Below are 16,392 nucleotides of genomic sequence, written 5' to 3' on the forward strand. Positions count from 1 at the left end.
CGTCCTCTCCACACCTCGGCCTCGCCGTGCGCCGGCCATGCGCCGGCGACGGCCCGCCGGACGTGTCAGTCCCCGCCCTCGGCCGGGGGCACGGGGCTGATCGCGTACCAGAGCCGGATCGCCCCGTCCCCGCCCGGTCCGGGCTCGTGGCTGACCTGGACGGACGTCACGACGTCGCCGTTCGAGCCGTTGATCCCCGTGCGCGCCCGCGGCCCGCCCGCCCGCGACTCCGCGAGCGACGCCGGCAGCTCGTCCAGCCAGCGGTCGACCTGGTCCCGCGGGAACCCGAGCACGTCGGCGTCGGCCACGAGCTGGTCGTGCACGGCCTGGCCGCCGGACAGCGAACGGAACACGTTGATCGTGCTGACGTACCCGCGCCGCGGCTGGACGGTCAGCTCCTCCGCCGTCGTCGACCACGTCCCGTCCGGCAGGACGAGCTCGACCTCGGCGCCCCCGCCGGGGACCTCGACGATCGCCATCTGCTCGCCCAGGCCCACGGACTCGGCGGTGATCGGGCTGCTCACGTCCCAGCGCATCGGAGCGCCCTCCTCGATGTCGTCGATCGTCGTCCCGCTCCCGGCGTCTCCCGTGCCCGACGACGTCGAGCCGCCCTGGTCGTCCGGGTCGCCGAACGTCACGCTGCAGGCACCGACCCCCAGCCCGAGGGCCAGCGCGAGGGCGACCGCGGCTGCCGCGCGGGCAGCCGTCACTGGTTCACCTCCACGTCCCACTCGGTCAGTCTGTCAAGGATTCGGCCGATCCGTCCGGGATCCGTGAGCCGGTAGTCGTCGATGCGCTGCGACACGTCCGTCCCGACGATCTGCGCGGCATGCGCCGGGTCCTGCGTGATGAGGTCCTGGTACGCGGGCAGGGTGTCGTTCGCGATGTAGTCCCAGCGCGTGGCCTGGTCCGCGATGTTGCCGCCGGGCAGCGGCGTCTCGACCGAGATGCTCCCCTGCACGGGGTTGTCGAGCGAGATGCCGGTGAACGGGATGCCGATGTTCTCGGGACCGGGGCTCTCGACGTTCACGGTGAACGGGTCGTGCTGCGCGTACGTGCCGGCGCCCGGGATGGACGGCTCCCCGACGAGCGTCATGAGGTACGTGAACGCCTCGCCCGTGCCGGGGTGGTCGCGCATCGTCTGCCAGTCGTCCGCGATGATCTGGTTCTGCTCGCGCCACAGCAGGGCCGTGTTGCCGTCCGCGAGCGCCTGCGCGTCCCCGGCGCGTCCGGCCTCGATGTCCGACCAGGCCTGGTACGCCGCCTCGTCGATGACGCCCGCCTCGAGCAGCCGCTCCATCTCGGGCAGGCCACCGTCCAGGTAGGCCTCGTGCATGACGGCCTGGTCGACGAAGATCTCGCGCTGCATCGACAGGAACTGGTTCTCGTAGAAGGCCAGCTCGGCGTCCGTCATGCCGGCGACCGCGGCGAGCGCCGCGGGCGTGACGCCGGGCGGCAGGTGCGCGGCGCCGTCCTGCACGCCCTGCGCGAGCTGGCGCATCATGTCGAGGTCGAAGAACCCGGCCGCGAACGACGGCCCGATCATCGCCGCCATGCCGGCCCACTGCATCCACGGCTGGTCGAGGTACAGCTCGGCGTAGTAGCTGTAGACGGCCTCGATGGTCTCCCGGTTCGCCCCCGCGCCCGCCGCGGGGTCCCAGTCCGCGAAGTCGAACCCCGCCTCCGCCGCGGCGGTGCGCGTCCAGTGCGCGACGGCGAGGTCCCCGAAGCCCGCGGAGTCCGGGTCGACGCCCTGGGAGACGATCCGCCCGTACAGGGCGGCGACCTGCGCGTCCGTCGCCGACGCGAGCCAGTCGGCGCGCTCGGCGGCGTCCATCGCGAGGTACTCGGCCGGGGTCGGGGTCGGGACCGTCCCGGGAGCCCCGGGAGCCCCGGGAGCGCCCGGCCCGCCGGGAGCGCCCGGCCCGCCGGGAGGCGTCGGTCCGCCCGGGCCGCCGGGCGCCCCGGTGCCCGCGGCGCTCGCGGACTCCTGCTGGTCGGCGTCGCGGCGCAGCGTCCCGGCCGCGCCGTCGAGGAGCGTGGCGGTGGCGGCGACCGCCGGCGCGAGGGTCGACGACCAGTCGGCACGGAACGACGCGGCGTCGGGACCGTCCCACCGGGTCGAGGACTCGACCAGCGAGGCGACCTGGGCCCGGGCGGCGCGCAGCGTGTCGGCACCGGAGAGCATGGCGTCCGCGAGCGCGCGCAGGGCGGCGACGTCGGCACCCCAGGATCCACTCACGACGTGCTCCTCGAGACGTGCGCGGCGCGGGCTCGGCGACGAGGACGGCCACCCGCGACGTCCGCGGGCACGGACGGTCGACGGCGAGGCTACGCCGCACGGCCCGTCGTCGCGATGGGGAGGTCTGCCCATGGGCGTGGTGCCCGGGCGGGCTCGTCCCGGGGGTGCGACCGGTCAGCGCGCGAGCGACTCCCCCATCCGCGCGACGGCCTCGGTGAGCACGTCGACGTTCGTCGCGAGGTTCAGCCGCACGTGCCCCTCACCGCCCGGGCCGAAGCGACGTCCGTCCTCCAGCGCGACGCGCGCGCGGTCGAGGAACCAGCCGCGCGGGTCGTCCCCCGCCGGGGCCGCGAGGCCGCGGCAGTCGAGCCACGCGAGGTAGGTCGCGTCGCCCGGTCGGTACCGCACGCCGGGCAGGTGCTCCGCGAGGAGGTCGGCGAGCAGCCACGCGTTGCGCTCGACGCCGGCGAGGACCGCGTCGAGCCATGCGTCACCGTGGTCGAGCGCCGCGACGTGCGCGAGGACGGCGACGTGGTGGACCCCGTGGCTCGCCTCCTCGGGGATGCGCCGCAGGTCGGCCGCCGCGCCGGGGCCACCGACCGCCGCGGCCGCCTTGATGCCCGGCAGGTTGAACGCCTTGGACGCGGACACGACCACCACCGCGTCGTCGGACCCGGCGACGGTGAGCAGCGGCGTGTGCGTCGTGGCGGACCGTCCCTCCAGACCGGGCCGGGTGAGCGGGGCGTGGATCTCGTCCGCGACGACGCGCACCCCGTACCGCGCGGCGAGCGCGAGCCCGGCGGCGAGCTCGTCGGGCGTGTGCGCGGTACCCGTGGGGTTGTGCGGGTTGCACACGAGCCAGACGGCGCGACGCCCCGAGCCGGGTCCGCCGCCGTGGGCCGCGGCACCGGTCGCCTCGGCGAACGCGCGCTCGAGCGCGTCGAGGTCGAGGCGCAGGTCCGCGCCGAGGGGCGCGGCGACGACCCGCCGGCCCTCGTTCCGCACGAACCCGAAGAACGGCGGGTACACGGGCGGGTTCACGACGACGGCGTCGCCCGGCGCCGTGAGCACCCGCAGCACCTCGACGACCGCGACCATGACGTCGGGCAGCGTGCGCGTCGTCGTCGGGTCGAAGGACCAGCCCCAGCGGCGCTGCGCGAAGCGCGCGTACGCCTCCCCGTACACCGTGCCGTGGTCGTAGCCCGTGTCTCCGGAGCGCATCGCCGCCGTCACGGCCTCCACCACGGGCTCGCACGGCGCGACGTCCATCTCGGCGACGAACAGCGGCAGCACGTCGGGGTCGAACGTGCGCCACTTCACCGACGTCCGACGCCGCAGCTCGTCGAGGGTCGGGCGGTCCAGGGGGGTGCGGAGCGAGGTACCGGTCATGCGTCCCAGGCTAGGAGGCCCGGCCGGGCCGGCACGCTCAGGCGCCGAGGGGTGCCGCCGTGGGCTCCTCGGCCGCGGCGTTGGCCGGGCTCGTCGCGAGCACGACGCACCCGGCGACGGCGAGCACCGTCGCGACGGCGGCGGGCACCGCCCAGCCGTCGCGCACGACGTCGCCGAGCACGAGCAGCCCCACGGCCCCCGGGAGGAGGACCTCCACGACGGAGACCGTCGCCGCGACGGAGCCGACGCTGCCCTTCTCGAGCGCCCGCAGGTAGCCGAGGACGCCCGCCGCACCCGCCGCGACGATCGCGATCGCGAGCGGCTGCAGGGCGGTGTCGAGGAGGTCGCCCGACGCGTGCGCGCCCCGCGCGGCGATCGCCGCGACGGAGTAGCCGAGCCCCCCGAGCACGGCGAGCAGGATCGGGTGCCCGCTGCGGTAGGCCACCGCGACCGCGGCGACCAGCACCAACGAGACGACGATCGCCCAGGTCGTGAAGCCGGCCGGCGGCTCCGCCGCAGGCTGCTCGCCCGCCGCGAGGGCGAGCACGACGAGCGCCACCACGACGATCCCGATCGAGAGGAGGTCCGTGCGCCGCAGCGTCGCGTGGAGCACCACGCGGGCCAGGACCACGACGCCCACCAGCGACGAGGCGATGATCGCCTGGACGACGAAGAGCGGCAGGTGGTCCAGGGCCAGGAGCGACAGGAGGAACGCGGCGCCGTCGAGCGCGAGACCGCCGAGGACGAGCGGGTGCCGCACCGCGGCGAGCCCGTGCGCGCGCCGCGTCGCGACGGCCTGCATGATCGTGCTCACCGCGTAGGCGAGCGCGGCACCGACCGCCGCGGCCACGGACCAGATCACGGTGCCGTCCCGACGCCGCGCAGGAACCGGCCGACGACCGGGATCTCCGTGACCCCCTCGGCCCCGGCGAGCACGAGGGCCTGCGCCGCCGTGTACTCCGCCGAGTCGAGCACCACGTACCGCGGCGTCCACCCCGGGTCGAACTTCTCGTTGAACGCGCCGAGCGTCGCCATCTGGGTCCCCTTCGACAGGCGCCGTAGGACAGGTCGCGCGAGCTGGTCCACGCGACCGTCGCGCTCGCCCTCGAGCACCTCGCGCATGACCGCGAAGTTGAGCCCGAGCCCGCGCATCCCACGGGCTGCGACCTCGCCGATCGTCGCGACGATCGTGGCGTCGATGAGCCCGTTGGGGACGTCGTCCGCGTCGGTGCGCCGGCGCATGACGTCGAGCGACCAGCCGTCGATCGCCGCCGCGGGGACCCACTGGCAGAACGCGTCGACCCGCCCGTCGGCGTTCCGGGTCACGGAGAGCACGAGCCCCGCGTCGTCGGGGTCGAACAGGCGCGAGAGCGTCATGGAGAACCCGCGCTCGTCCTCGCCCTGACGCGACTCGTCGCTCATCGCGAGGATCTGCTCGCGCAGCCCGGGGTCGAGGGTCGCCGGGTCGTGGAACGTCGTCGCGTACCCGCTGCGCGCGACGCGGTTGACCGCCTGCCGCAGCGACTTGTGGTCGTGGCCCGCGAGCGTGAACGTCGTGCAGTCGACCGTCGCCTCGTCCCCGAGGTAGACGTGGCGCAGCCCGCTGCGCTCGTAGACCGGCAGCCAGCCCTCCGCGGCCGCGACGACCGCGATCGACCAGCCCGACGACGCGGCGTGGTCGAGCATCTCGGCCCACACCGTCTCGCGCTCCTCGTCCGGCCCGATCGGGTCCGGGGACACGAGGCACACGCCGCCCCGCACCGAGTGCGCGACGACGCTGCGCCCCACGAAGAACCAGTCCTTGTCGTCGCGCAGCGCGAAGTAGTCGAGCGTCCCGCCCCCGTACCGCTCCACGACGGCGCGCGCCCGCTCGCGCTCCTCGCGGTGCTCCGCGGGCGCGAGGCGGCGCGCCTCGCGCGGCGAGCCGAGCCACCACAGCACGAGCACGAGCACGACGACGTCGACGACCGTCGACACGACCGCGACGGCGGTGACGAGGCCGCCGTCGAGCGCGCCCTCCGGGTCGTCGGCGCGCAGGACCACGACGACGAGGGCGGCGATCGCGAGGACCCACGCCCCCACGAGGAGCAGGAGCAGCAGCCCGGCGCGGCGGACGGCCCGGCGCGTGGGGAGCACGGGGAACGAGCGCCAGCGCGTCGCGAGCCACACCGCCGCGGCGAGGACCACGACGGACGGGACCACGTCGACCCCGCGCGCCGTGTGCGTCCCCGCCGTGAGCCCGAGCACCACGACCGTGACGAGCCAGGCGAGACGGTGCCCGCGGCGCAGCCCGCGCGCCGTGAGCAGCAGCACGACGGAGTCGACGAGGAGCGTCGTCGACGCGGTCCCGGGCAGCAGCCCCGGCACGACGTCGCGATAGAGCGTCAGGTGCGTCCAGAGGCCGCGGACCAGCACGGCGACGACGCCGAGGATACCCAGGGCGAGGACGACACGCGACGCGACGACGCGCACCCGCACACGGTGTCGCTGCTCCTCGAGCGGCGAGCGGACGGCGGGGGACGTGGCCGGGGCCGGGGCGGGTTCCACGCACCGATCATCCGGGACGGGCTCCTGGAGCGCACGACGTCCGGGACCGTCCGCCCTCGACGAGCGGGCCCGCCGGGACGAGCGGACCCCGTCGGTCAGCTCGCGACGTCGTCCTCGGTGTCCGCGGGCGCCCCGCGGCGGCGCGCGTGGGCCGGCCGTTCGTCGTCGTGCCCCCAGCGCCACAGGCGCGTGGAGACGAACCAGACCACGGCGAGCGCGACGGCGGCGATGACGATCTTCTGGAACACGCCGGCGTACTGCTCGACGACGTGCCAGTTCTCGCCGAGGGTGTAGCCCGCGACGACGAACAGCGTGTTCCAGATCGCGCTGCCTGCCGTCGAGAGCGCCGTGAACTTCCACAGGGGCATGCGCTCGACGCCGGCCGGGATGGAGATGAGGCTGCGGAAGATGGGGATGAAGCGGCCGAAGAACACCGTCGCGCCGCCGTGGCGCAGGAAGAACTGCTCGGTGCGGTCGACGTCCTCGCCCTTGACGAGGGGCAGGCGCTCCGCGATCCAGCGGGTGCGCTCCCGCCCGACGAGCGCGCCGACCGCGTACAGGGCGAGCGCGCCGACGACGGACCCGGCGGTCGTCCACAGGATCGCCTCGACCAGCCCGAAGCTGCCCTGGCTCGCGGTGAACCCGGCGAGCGGCAGGATGATCTCGCTCGGCAGCGGCGGGAAGAGGTTCTCGAGCGCGATGGCGATCGCCGCACCGACCGGGCCCAGCGTCTCCATGAGGTTCACGGCCCAGCCGGCGACGCCGTCGAGGGCGGGCTCCTGCGCCGCGGTCGCGGCGCTCGGCAGGGCGGCCGGCAGGGCGGCGAGGAGTCCGGGGCGCATGGTCTCCCAGCCTAGGCGAGGCACCGGAGGCCATGGCGCCGATGAGTTCGAGAGGGTGTGGAGGTCTCGTGGGCAGGTGGCGAGCCGCGCCACGGAGGAGAGGACCGGGCATGCGCATCACGACGACGGTGGAGGCGAGCGGCGGCACGACGACGGGGCTGCCGATCCCCGAGGACGTGGCCCTGTCGTTCGGGCAGGGACGGCGGTTCCCCGTGCGCGTCACGATCGGCGGGCACACCTACCGCACCTCGCTGACGTTCTACCGAGGCCAGTTCGTCATCTCGCTCAGCGCGGCGAGCCGAGAGGCCGCGGGCGTCAGCGCGGGGGACGAGGTCGAGATCGACGTCGAGGTCGACGACGCCCCGCGCACGGTGGACGTGCCGGACGACCTCGCGGCCGCGCTCGACGCGGCCGGCGCTCGGGCTGCCTACGACGCGCTCTCGTACTCACGGCAGCGCGCCGTCGTCGAGCCGCTCGACGCGGCGAAGACCCCCGAGACCCGGCAGCGGCGCATCGAGAAGGCGGTCGCGGCGCTCGGGTGATCCCCCGGGCCGGGCGGCTCAGCCGCGCACGAGCGCGTCGACGAACCGGACCGGTTCCCAGGCCCCACCCTCGAGGTTGGAGACGACGGCGACCGTCACCCCGGGCGCCCCGCCCGGCGGGACGTCCCCTGCCCCGGTCGGCGCCGGGTCCGGGTAGTGGCGCAGCATCGCGCTCGACCCCGTGTTGATGCCCTCCTTGTACGCCGAACGCACGGTGCCGTCGGCGAGGAGCTCGAACTCGATCCCGAACCCGTAGTGCACCGCGGCGGCCCGGTCCCCGGGCGGGAGGTCGGGACCGGTCTTCTCGTCGGTCTCCTCGGTGTCGCCGTCGTCGTGCTTCACCTGCGGCGTGAGGAACGCGTGGGTGAGGTCGGGCGGCAGGAGCTCGCCCTCACGGACGGCCGTGAGGAACCGGGTGAGGTCGCGCGCGGTGACGTGCGCGCCGCCGTCGGGCGAGCCGACGGGCGGGTAGGAGTAGATGTTCTGCCGCCACCCGGTGACGCGGTCGTCGTCGTCGTGCACCGGCTCCCAGCCCTCGGCGACGTCGGGCACGGCCTCGTCCATGCGGAAGAAGCCCGAGGACGTCATGCCGGCGCGGGCGAACACGTGCTCGCGGACGTGGTCGCGGTACGTGGTCCCCGTGACGTTCTCGAGGGCGAGGCCCGCGAGGACGAACCCGACGTTGCAGTAGCGGCAGCCCTCGCCGGGCGTGAAGTTCGGCTCCTTGTGGACGAACCCCGGGAGGAAGTCGGCCGTGCGCGTCACCGAGTAGCTGGGACGCTCCACCCACAGGTCCTCGTAGGACTCGCCGGCCTCCTCGTCGGCGTCGTCCGCGATGCCGGACGAGTGCGTGAGGAGGTGCCGCAGCGTCACCTCGCGGGGGATCGCGGTACCGGCGAGGTCGACGTGGTCGTGGATCCGGTCGTCGAGACCGAGCCGGCCCTCGCCGACGAGCTGGAGCACCGCGACGGCCGTGAAGAGCTTCGTCACCGACGCGACGTCGAACCGCGTCGTCGTGCGGACCGGGACGCCCCAGCGCCGCGACGCGACCCCGTACGCGCGCTCGAAGACCTCCTCGCCGTGGCGTTCGACGCGGACCACCCCCGAGAACTCGTCGGCGGCGGCTGCGGCCCGCAGGTGGTCGTCGAGGGCGGCGAGAGAGTCGGCGTCGAGGGGCATGCTCCCGAGCCTAGGCAGACGCGCCCGGGAGATGCCCGCCCTTTTCGCCGACGGGACGATGAGTCCGCCCGACGCGCGCCGTCTATCCCTCGTCATCAGCGTCACCCCGGCCTCACGAAGGATCCGTCATGACCGTGCAGCTCAGCCCCTACCTGACCTTCGACGGGAACGCCCGCGATGCCGTCGACTTCTACGGGTCCGTGTTCGGCGTGACGCCCGACGTCAGCACCTTCGACTCGGTGGGACCCGTCGACGACCCCGAACAGGCGAAGAAGGTGATGCACTCCCAGCTCGTCATGGAAGGCGTCGGCACCCTCATGGCGTCGGACACGGCACCCGGGATGCCGCCGGCGGTCAGCTCGTCCGTCGCGCTGTTCGGCGAGCAGTCGGACAGCGAGCGCCTCCACGCGTGGTTCACCGCGCTGTCCGACGGCGCGCGCGACGTCATGGCGATCGAGACCGCCCCGTGGGGCGACGAGTTCGGCATGCTCACGGACCGGTTCGGCACGGTGTGGATGGTCAACGTCGTGGGCGCGGGCGCTCCCGCCTGACCGGTTCGTCCCGTACGGTCTCGGCATGCCTGCCGCCACGACGACGGATCCGTCCACGCCGACCCCAGCGCGCCGTCGGCCCGCGCTCGGGGTGATGCTCCCCCGTGCCCTGCCCGCCGACCGCATCGTGCCGTTCGCGCGGCGCGCGGAGGAGGTGGGTCTCGACGAGGTGTGGGTCGTCGAGGACCTCACGTTCCACGGCGGGATCGCGCAGGCCGCGACGATCCTCGCGACGACGGAGCGGATCGGCGTGGGGATCGGCATCCTCCCGGCGGCGACGCGCGCGCCGTCGACGGCCGCGATGGAGGCCGCGACGCTCGCCGCGCTCCACCCGGGCCGCCTCCAGCTCGGGCTCGGGCACGGCATGCCGTCGTGGATGCGGCAGATCGGCGTGTGGCCCGCGAGCCCGCTCGGGCTGCTCGAGGAGACCACGGCGACCGTGCGCGCCCTGCTCCACGGCGAGAGCGTCACGTGCTCCGGTCGCTACGTACAGATCGACGACGTCGCGCTGTACTCCCCGCCTGCCGTCGCTCCCCCCGTGCTCCTCGGCGTCCGCGGTCCGCGCTCGCTCGAGGTCGCGGGGCGCGTCGCCGACGGCACGATCCTCGACATGCCGGTCACGCCCGAGTACCTCGCGGGCGTGCGCGCGTCGGTCGACGCCGGGCGCGCGTCGGCCGGGGACGCCGCGCCGCCGGAGCACCGGGTCGTCGCGTTCGCGCACGGCGTCGTGCACGTCGACGCGGCGCTCGCCCGGTCGCTCGCACGCCCGGGCCTGGCGGTGCTCGCGCTGCCGGACTGGGCCGTGCACGTGGACCCGCTGCCCTTCGCGGACGAGCTCCGCGCGCTCGCCCGCGACGCCGCGTCGCCCGAGGCGTTCGCCGAGGCGGTGCCCGACGCGTGGGTCGACGCGCTCACCGTCACCGGGACGCCGTCGGACGTGCGCGACCGCCTCGCGCTGCTCGGCGAGCACGGTGTGTCGAGCGTCGTCATGGCGCCGGTGAGCCCCGACCCGCAGCGACCGGACGACCCGTTCGCGGCGCTCGACGCGCTCGAGGCGGTCACCGCCGCACCACCTCGCGAGGTAGAGCCCCAGGTCACGAGGTAGAGCCCCGCGGCTTCTCCCTCGCGACCAGAGGTCCTATCTCGCGGCGGCGGCCTCGAGCCCGTGCACGCCCGCGCGCTGCGGGACGGCGCGGAGGTCGTTGGCGCTGCGCAGCACGGAGGCCCTGGTGAGCGCCGCCGGGTCGAGCTCGGCCGCGGTGGTCACCGTGATCGTCGCGGTGCTGCCCGCAGGGAGGCTCAGCAGGGCGTCGTCGGCGACCGCGTCGGGCGCGAGCCGGTCCGCGAGGACCGCGACGTCGCGCACGAGCGAGCGGGCCCGCACGTGCACGCGGTACCCGCCGGCGCAGCGCTCGGCCCGGACCTCGGCGGCGCCGGGGTCGAGACGCAGGTGCACGTCCTCGACGAACGTGTGCACGACGCGCACGGGCCCGAGGTCGACGACGAGCACCGCGTCCGTCGGGTCGGCCGGTCGCACGAGCGTGGCGGGCACCGCGACGAGCAGGACCGACCGCGGCGGCACCGACACGGCGACCGTCCCGCGCACCGGGTCCATCCCGTCGAGCCGTTCGAGCCGCATCGACAGCGCGCCGCGCCAGGGCTCGTCGTGGTCGTTGACGACCGCGACGTGCGGCGACCCGTCGCGGTCGACGACCGCGAGCGACCGCGGCGCGAACGCCCGCCGCATCGCGTACCAGAGCGGCTTGGGCCGCTCCGCGGAGTCGATCGCGGACCAGCTCGTCACGGGCCAGCAGTCGTTGAGCTGCCAGACGATCGCGCCGGCCGTCCGCGGCCACCACGACCGGTAGTGGTCGAGCGCGTGCGCGACGGCGCGGGCCTGGTTGAGCTGCGCGGCCCAGTGCCAGTCCGCGAAGCGCGCAGGCACGCCGAGGTGCGGCGCCATGCCGCGGTCGAGCTTGCCGTTGCCGTCGTCGGCCTTCTGGTGCACGAGCCACACCGGGTCCGCGGTGGGGTCGGGGGCGTCGGCGAGCGGGCCGCCGTCGGCGGCGTGCACCGCGTCGGTGAGCGTGCGCCACGTCGGCGGTCCCTGGAACCCGAACTCGGAGCAGAAGCGCGGCACCTCGTCGCGGTACGCGCGGTAGTCGACGCGGTTCCACACCTCCCACTGGTGGTGCGTGCCGTGGTCGGGGTCGTTGGGGTGCAGGTCGGGGCGGCCGGGGCTGTACGGGCTGTTGTCCGTGTACGGGCGCGTCGGGTCGACCTCCGCGACGACGCGCGGCAGGAGGTCGCGCGCGTACCCCTCGCCCCACGTCAGCCCGCCGAGGCGCTCCTTCCAGCCCCAGTCCTCGTGGCCCCACACGTTCTCGTTCCCGCCGTTCCAGACGACGAGCGACGGGTGCGGCACGAGCCGCGCGACGTGCTCGCGCGCCTCGGCCTCGATCTCGGAGCGCAGCTCGTCGTCCTCGCTGTAGGCCGCGCAGGCGAGGAGGAAGTCCTGCCACACGAGGAGGCCCCGCTCGTCGGCGAGGTCGTAGAAGTCCTCCGACTCGTACACCCCGCCGCCCCACACACGCAGCAGGTTGAGGTTGCCGTCGACGGCCTGGTCGAGCCGCCGGGCCAGCCGCTCGCGCGTGAGGCGCGTGACGAGGTGGTCGTCGGGGATCCAGTTCGCGCCGCGCACGAAGACCGGGCGCTCGTTGACGTGCAGCACGAAGGGCGTGCCGTGCTCGTCGGGCGTCGTGTCGATCCGCACCGTGCGGAACCCGACGCGCCGCTCCCACGCGTCGAGCGCGGCGCCGTCGGGCGTCGCGAGCGTCACCTCGACCCCCACGAGCGGCTGCGCGCCGTACCCGACGGGCCACCACACGGGCACGTCCGCGACGTCGAGCGTCACGGCGGCCGACGTCGCGCCGGCCGCCACCTCGACGCGCACCCGTGGCGCCCGCCCGTCGGCGTGACGCGACCCGGAAAGGTCCAGCGCGACGTCGAGCACGAGCGGTCCGGCCGGGACGAGCGCGGAGCGCTGCACGTCCACGTGGACCTCCAGCCGTCCGGTCCCGGTCGCGCCGTCGGGCGCGAGGTCGGCGACGTGCACGAACGGCCGCACGCGGTCGAGCCGTGCGACGCGCCACCGCTCGACGCGTACGGGCTTCCAGATCCCCGCCGTGCGCAGGTCCGGCCCCCAGTCCCAGCCGTAGGAGCACGCCATCTTCCGGATCGCGTTGAACGTGTTCGGGTACGCCGAGGGCCGCGGCCCGAGCCGCTCGCTCGCCGCGTCCGACCACGCGGTCGCCGAGCCGAGCGCGACGACGAGGCCACGCTCGGCGCCGTCGGCGAACCGGCGCACGTCCACGCGGTGGGACCGGTGCATGTTCCGGCTCGACAGCACCGTCACGTCGCCCAGCCGGACGTCGGCGACGGTGTCGAGGCCGTCGAGCACGAGGTCGACGTGCTCGCCCTCGCCGGCGGGATCGAGGCGCAGCGCGCGGCGGTACTCCCAGTCCGCGCCGTGCACCCACGCGAGCGCCGACTCGTTCGCGTCGACGTACGGGTCGGGGATCAGCCCCGCCGCGAGCAGCGCGGTGTGCGCGTCGCCGGGCACCGGCGCGGGCACGACGGCGGTACGCACCGGTGCGGGCACGTCGCCGGCCGTGGCGCGCAGGGTCCAGCCGTCGGTCAGGTCGACGGTCGTCATGCGGTTTCTCCCTCGGGGTCCAGAGCGGGGGTGAGCGGGGTGGAGCACGCATCCCACCATGCGTGCGCTATCGCCGTGTGACCGGCGTGTGTCGGATGGACACCGTCGGCGGCGACGGCGCGCGGGCCGATCTCGCGGGCGAGGTCGGACATGACGGTGGCGAGCGGGACGAACGCCGCCCCCACGTCGCGTGCGACGCGCGCCACGGCGTCCTGCTTCGGGCCGAGGTCGTCGGCCCACGCCTGCGCGTCGGTGAGCGGCAGCGCGAACGGCTCGACGAGCACGAGGCGGGCACCGCGCGCGTGCCACGGCGCGACGAGCGAGCGCAGGGTCGCCTCGAACGCGTCGACCGGCGTGCGCTCGCCCGAGCCGAGCGCGCGCCAGGTGTCGTTGACCCCGACGTAGAGCGACAGCACGTCGGCGTCGAACGGCAGGACGTCGCGCTCCCAGCGCGCGAGCAGGTCGCTCGCCCGGTCGCCGCCGACCCCCGTGTTGGTGACGGTGGACCCGGCGAGCGGGCCGCGCGCGAGCAGGCCCACGTAGCCGGTGCCGACGTCGTCGGGGTCGGAGCGGTCGCGCCCCCACTCCGTGATCGAGTCGCCCGCGAAGACGACGTGCCGGGGTGCGCCGGCGTCGCGCGTCACGACCTCAGCTCCGCGATCCGGCGCTCGGGGTCGGGGGCGGCCGCCGCGAGCGTGCGCGTGTACTCGTGCTGCGGTCGCAGGATGACGTCGTCGGCCGGGCCTGCCTCCACCACCGTCCCACGGTGCAGCACCATGACCTCGTCCGAGAAGTGCCGGGCGGTCGCGAGGTCGTGCGTGATGTACAGGACCCCCAGGTTCTCCTCGCGCTGCAGCCGCGCGAGCAGGTTGAGGACCCCGAGCCGGATGGACACGTCGAGCATCGACACCGGCTCGTCCGCGACGAGGATGCCGGGTTCGGGCGCGAGCGCCCGCGCGATCGCGATGCGCTGGCGCTGGCCCCCGGAGAGCTCGTGCGGCTTGCGCTCCGCGTACTCCTCGGCCGGGTCGAGCCGCACGCGGCGCAGGAGCTGCAGCACGCGCTCGTGCACCTGCCGCCGGTCGAGGTCCGGGTGGTGCAGCGCGACGGCGCGCGCGAGGTGGTGGCCCGCCGAGTGGTACGGGTTGAGCGACGCGAACGGGTCCTGGAACACCATCTGCACGGCCTTGCGGTACGCGGACCGCGCGCGTCGGCCCCGGCCCACGGGGGCGCCGTCGACCAGGATCTCGCCCGACGACGGGCGTTCGAGCTGCATGAGCAGCTTGGCGATCGTGGACTTTCCCGACCCGGACTGCCCGACGAGCGCGACCGTGCTGCCGGGCTGCAGCGTGAAGCTGACGTGGTCCACGGCACGCAGCCGGGTCGAGCGCAGGCCGCTGCGCAGGCGGTAGTCCTTGACCAGGTCACGGGCCTCGAGCGTGGTCATGCGGTCTCCTCCTGGTCCAGGTCGTCGCCGGTCGTGCCGATGCCGGTCGTGCCGACGTCCTGCGGCGTCTCCTCGAGCTGCTCCTCGCCCAGGTCGGCGTCGCCCGCCCGGACGAAGTCGCCGCGCTCGCCCGTCAGCGACGGGAAGGACGCGAGCAGCCGCCGCGTGTACGGGTGCTGCGGGTCGGTGTACAGCGTCACGGCGTCCGCCTGCTCGACGATCCGGCCGGCGCGCATGACGGCGATCCGGTCGCTGATCTCCAGCAGGAGCGGCAGGTCGTGCGTGATGAACACGACGGCGAACCCCAGCTCTGCCCGCAGGCGCGTGATCTCGCGCAGGATCTCGCGCTGCACGACGACGTCGAGCGCCGTCGTCGGCTCGTCCATGACGAGCACCTGCGGCTCGAGCGCGAGCGCCATGGCGATCATGACGCGCTGGCGCATGCCGCCCGACAGCTCGTGGGGGTAGGCGCCGAGCCGGCTCGCGTCGACCCCGACGCGCTCGAGGAGCTCGCCGCACCGCGCGCGCCGCTCGCGGCGCGAGAGCTGCGGCCGGTGCGTCGTGAAGACGTCCTCGAGCTGCGACCGGATCGTCAGGACCGGGTTGAGCGAGTTCATCGCGCCCTGGAACACCATGGCGACCTTGTCCCAGCGGAACGCCCGCAGGTCCTCGCCGTGCAGCGACGACAGGTCGACGGTGTACCCCTCGCGCGAGTGGAACACCGCCCGGCCGGACGTGATCGCGGCCGGCGGCTTGAGCAGGCGCGTCACGCCGTACGCGAGCGTGGACTTGCCGCACCCGCTCTCGCCCGCGAGCCCGAGGATCTCGCCGCGGCGCAGCACGAGGTCGACGTGCTGCACCGCCGGGACGGGCGGGTCGACCAGGTAGGTGACGGAGAAGTCCTCGATCTCGAGGACGGGGTGGGAGCCGACGACGGCCGCCGGCTGCTCCTGGAGCGTGCCCTCGGTCATGCCGTCACCTCGTCGGCCTCGCGGAGCTGCTCGCGCGACATGCGCCACCGCTTGCGCTGGGAGCGGGTCTGGGCGCGCAGCTTCGGGTTGATGATCTCGTCGATGGAGAAGTTGATGAGCGACAGCGCCGCGCCGAACAGCGCGAGCATGAGGCCCGGCGGCACGAACCACCACCACGCCCCGAGGCGCAGCGCGAGGCCGTTCTGCGCGTAGTAGAGCATCGTGCCCCACGTGAAGGAGTTGGAGGCACCGAGCCCCAGGAACGACAGGCCGGCCTCCCCGAGGATCGCGAAGATGACCGCGAACACGACCTGCGACGCGATGATCGGCACCAGGTTGGGCAGGATCTCGACGGCGAGGATCCGCCAGCTCCGCTCGTCGGCCACGCGCGACGCGAGCACGTAGTCGCGCTCGCGCAGCGACAGCGTGTAGCCGCGCAGCACGCGCGCCGACCCGGCCCAGCTCGTGATCGCGAGGACCAGCGCGACGAGCCACACCGACTTCTGCGGCACGTAGCTCGAGATGACGATGACCAGCGGGAGGCCGGGGAGCACGAGCATGACGTTCGAGAACAGGGAGAACGCCTCGTCGACCCAGCCGCCGACGAACGTGCCGACGACGCCGAAGAACGCCGACAGCACGAGCGTGAGGACACCGACGACGAGACCGATCGTCAGCGACCCGCGCGTCGCGTACGCGAGCTGGGCGAGGACGTCCTGACCGGTCTGCGTCGTGCCGAGCGGGTGCCCGGGACCGGGCGGGGACAGCCCGATGTCGGAGACCGTCGACGGGTTCCCGACGAACAGCGGCCCGAGGAGGCCGAACAGGACGATCGCCCCGGCGACGGTCAGCCCGACGCCGAGCTTGAGCGTCATCGGCGGCAGGACGCGGCGCCGGCGGCGACCGCTGGAGGCCTCGACGGCCTCCTCGGCGGCGAGCGCCGGGTCTTGGGTGGTGATGGCCATAC

At 74.6% G+C, this 16,392-nt stretch carries 15 protein-coding genes; 3 read left to right on the plus strand and 12 right to left on the minus strand.

Annotation, left to right across the window (positions count from 1 at the left end; all coding sequences use genetic code 11):
- Positions 1–65: 65 nt before the first annotated feature.
- From ACWPWV_RS06125 to ACWPWV_RS06150, 6 genes are all read right to left on the minus strand, one after another.
- Complete coding sequence (locus ACWPWV_RS06125) at positions 66–710, minus strand: hypothetical protein (protein ID WP_454042043.1); 645 nt, start codon at positions 708–710, stop codon at positions 66–68.
- Positions 707–2,242 (minus strand): WXG100 family type VII secretion target, encoded by a 1,536-nt coding sequence (locus ACWPWV_RS06130; RefSeq protein ID WP_454042044.1) that lies wholly within the window; start codon positions 2,240–2,242, stop codon positions 707–709. Before ACWPWV_RS06130 ends, ACWPWV_RS06125 begins: the two co-directional genes overlap by 4 nt.
- A 174-nt stretch (positions 2,243–2,416) precedes the next feature.
- A complete protein-coding gene (locus tag ACWPWV_RS06135) occupies positions 2,417–3,631 on the minus strand; it encodes a MalY/PatB family protein (RefSeq protein WP_454042045.1) in 1,215 nt (404 codons plus the stop codon).
- Positions 3,632–3,668: 37 nt separating this feature from the next.
- On the minus strand, positions 3,669–4,493 hold the full coding sequence (locus tag ACWPWV_RS06140) for a hypothetical protein (RefSeq protein ID WP_454042046.1): 825 nt from the start codon (positions 4,491–4,493) through the stop codon (positions 3,669–3,671).
- Positions 4,490–6,178, minus strand: a complete 1,689-nt coding sequence (locus ACWPWV_RS06145; RefSeq protein WP_454042047.1) for a bifunctional lysylphosphatidylglycerol flippase/synthetase MprF — start codon at positions 6,176–6,178, stop codon at positions 4,490–4,492. Before ACWPWV_RS06145 ends, ACWPWV_RS06140 begins: the two co-directional genes overlap by 4 nt.
- A 95-nt stretch (positions 6,179–6,273) precedes the next feature.
- The gene (locus ACWPWV_RS06150) at positions 6,274–7,020 is read right to left on the minus strand and encodes a DedA family protein (protein WP_454042048.1); all 747 of its coding nucleotides are present in this window, start codon (positions 7,018–7,020) and stop codon (positions 6,274–6,276) included.
- A gap of 110 nt (positions 7,021–7,130) precedes the next feature.
- On the opposite strand from ACWPWV_RS06150, the gene ACWPWV_RS06155 reads away from it, so the two are divergent.
- Positions 7,131–7,562 (plus strand): YdeI/OmpD-associated family protein, encoded by a 432-nt coding sequence (locus ACWPWV_RS06155; RefSeq protein ID WP_454042049.1) that lies wholly within the window; start codon positions 7,131–7,133, stop codon positions 7,560–7,562.
- Between the two features lie 18 nt (positions 7,563–7,580).
- Here the strand turns inward: ACWPWV_RS06155 and ACWPWV_RS06160 are convergent, their stop codons facing one another.
- On the minus strand, positions 7,581–8,741 hold the full coding sequence (locus ACWPWV_RS06160) for a serine hydrolase domain-containing protein (RefSeq protein ID WP_454042050.1): 1,161 nt from the start codon (positions 8,739–8,741) through the stop codon (positions 7,581–7,583).
- Between the two features lie 128 nt (positions 8,742–8,869).
- Between ACWPWV_RS06160 and ACWPWV_RS06165 the strand changes: the two genes are divergently transcribed.
- On the plus strand, positions 8,870–9,292 hold the full coding sequence (locus ACWPWV_RS06165) for a VOC family protein (protein WP_454042051.1): 423 nt from the start codon (positions 8,870–8,872) through the stop codon (positions 9,290–9,292).
- A gap of 25 nt (positions 9,293–9,317) precedes the next feature.
- Complete coding sequence (locus tag ACWPWV_RS06170; RefSeq protein WP_454042052.1) at positions 9,318–10,397, plus strand: LLM class flavin-dependent oxidoreductase; 1,080 nt, start codon at positions 9,318–9,320, stop codon at positions 10,395–10,397.
- 33 nt (positions 10,398–10,430) lie between these two features.
- On the opposite strand, the gene ACWPWV_RS06175 is transcribed toward ACWPWV_RS06170, so the two are convergent.
- From ACWPWV_RS06175 to ACWPWV_RS06195, 5 genes are read right to left on the minus strand one after another with little or no spacing between them, the layout of a single operon-like run.
- A complete protein-coding gene (locus tag ACWPWV_RS06175) occupies positions 10,431–13,007 on the minus strand; it encodes a glycosyl hydrolase 2 galactose-binding domain-containing protein (RefSeq protein WP_454042053.1) in 2,577 nt (858 codons plus the stop codon).
- Positions 13,004–13,651 (minus strand): SGNH/GDSL hydrolase family protein, encoded by a 648-nt coding sequence (locus tag ACWPWV_RS06180; protein ID WP_454042054.1) that lies wholly within the window; start codon positions 13,649–13,651, stop codon positions 13,004–13,006. The genes ACWPWV_RS06175 and ACWPWV_RS06180 overlap by 4 nt, the downstream gene beginning before the upstream one ends.
- Positions 13,648–14,454, minus strand: a complete 807-nt coding sequence (locus ACWPWV_RS06185; protein WP_454042055.1) for an ABC transporter ATP-binding protein — start codon at positions 14,452–14,454, stop codon at positions 13,648–13,650. Before ACWPWV_RS06185 ends, ACWPWV_RS06180 begins: the two co-directional genes overlap by 4 nt.
- Positions 14,451–15,425 carry an ABC transporter ATP-binding protein gene (locus ACWPWV_RS06190; RefSeq protein WP_454042056.1) on the minus strand — a complete coding sequence of 325 codons (975 nt, stop codon included), beginning with the start codon at positions 15,423–15,425 and terminating at the stop codon, positions 14,451–14,453. The genes ACWPWV_RS06185 and ACWPWV_RS06190 overlap by 4 nt, the downstream gene beginning before the upstream one ends.
- On the minus strand, positions 15,422–16,390 hold the full coding sequence (locus ACWPWV_RS06195) for an ABC transporter permease (protein ID WP_251151978.1): 969 nt from the start codon (positions 16,388–16,390) through the stop codon (positions 15,422–15,424). Before ACWPWV_RS06195 ends, ACWPWV_RS06190 begins: the two co-directional genes overlap by 4 nt.
- Positions 16,391–16,392: the final 2 nt, after the last annotated feature.

It is taken from the genome of Cellulosimicrobium sp. Marseille-Q8652, from assembly GCF_965112045.1.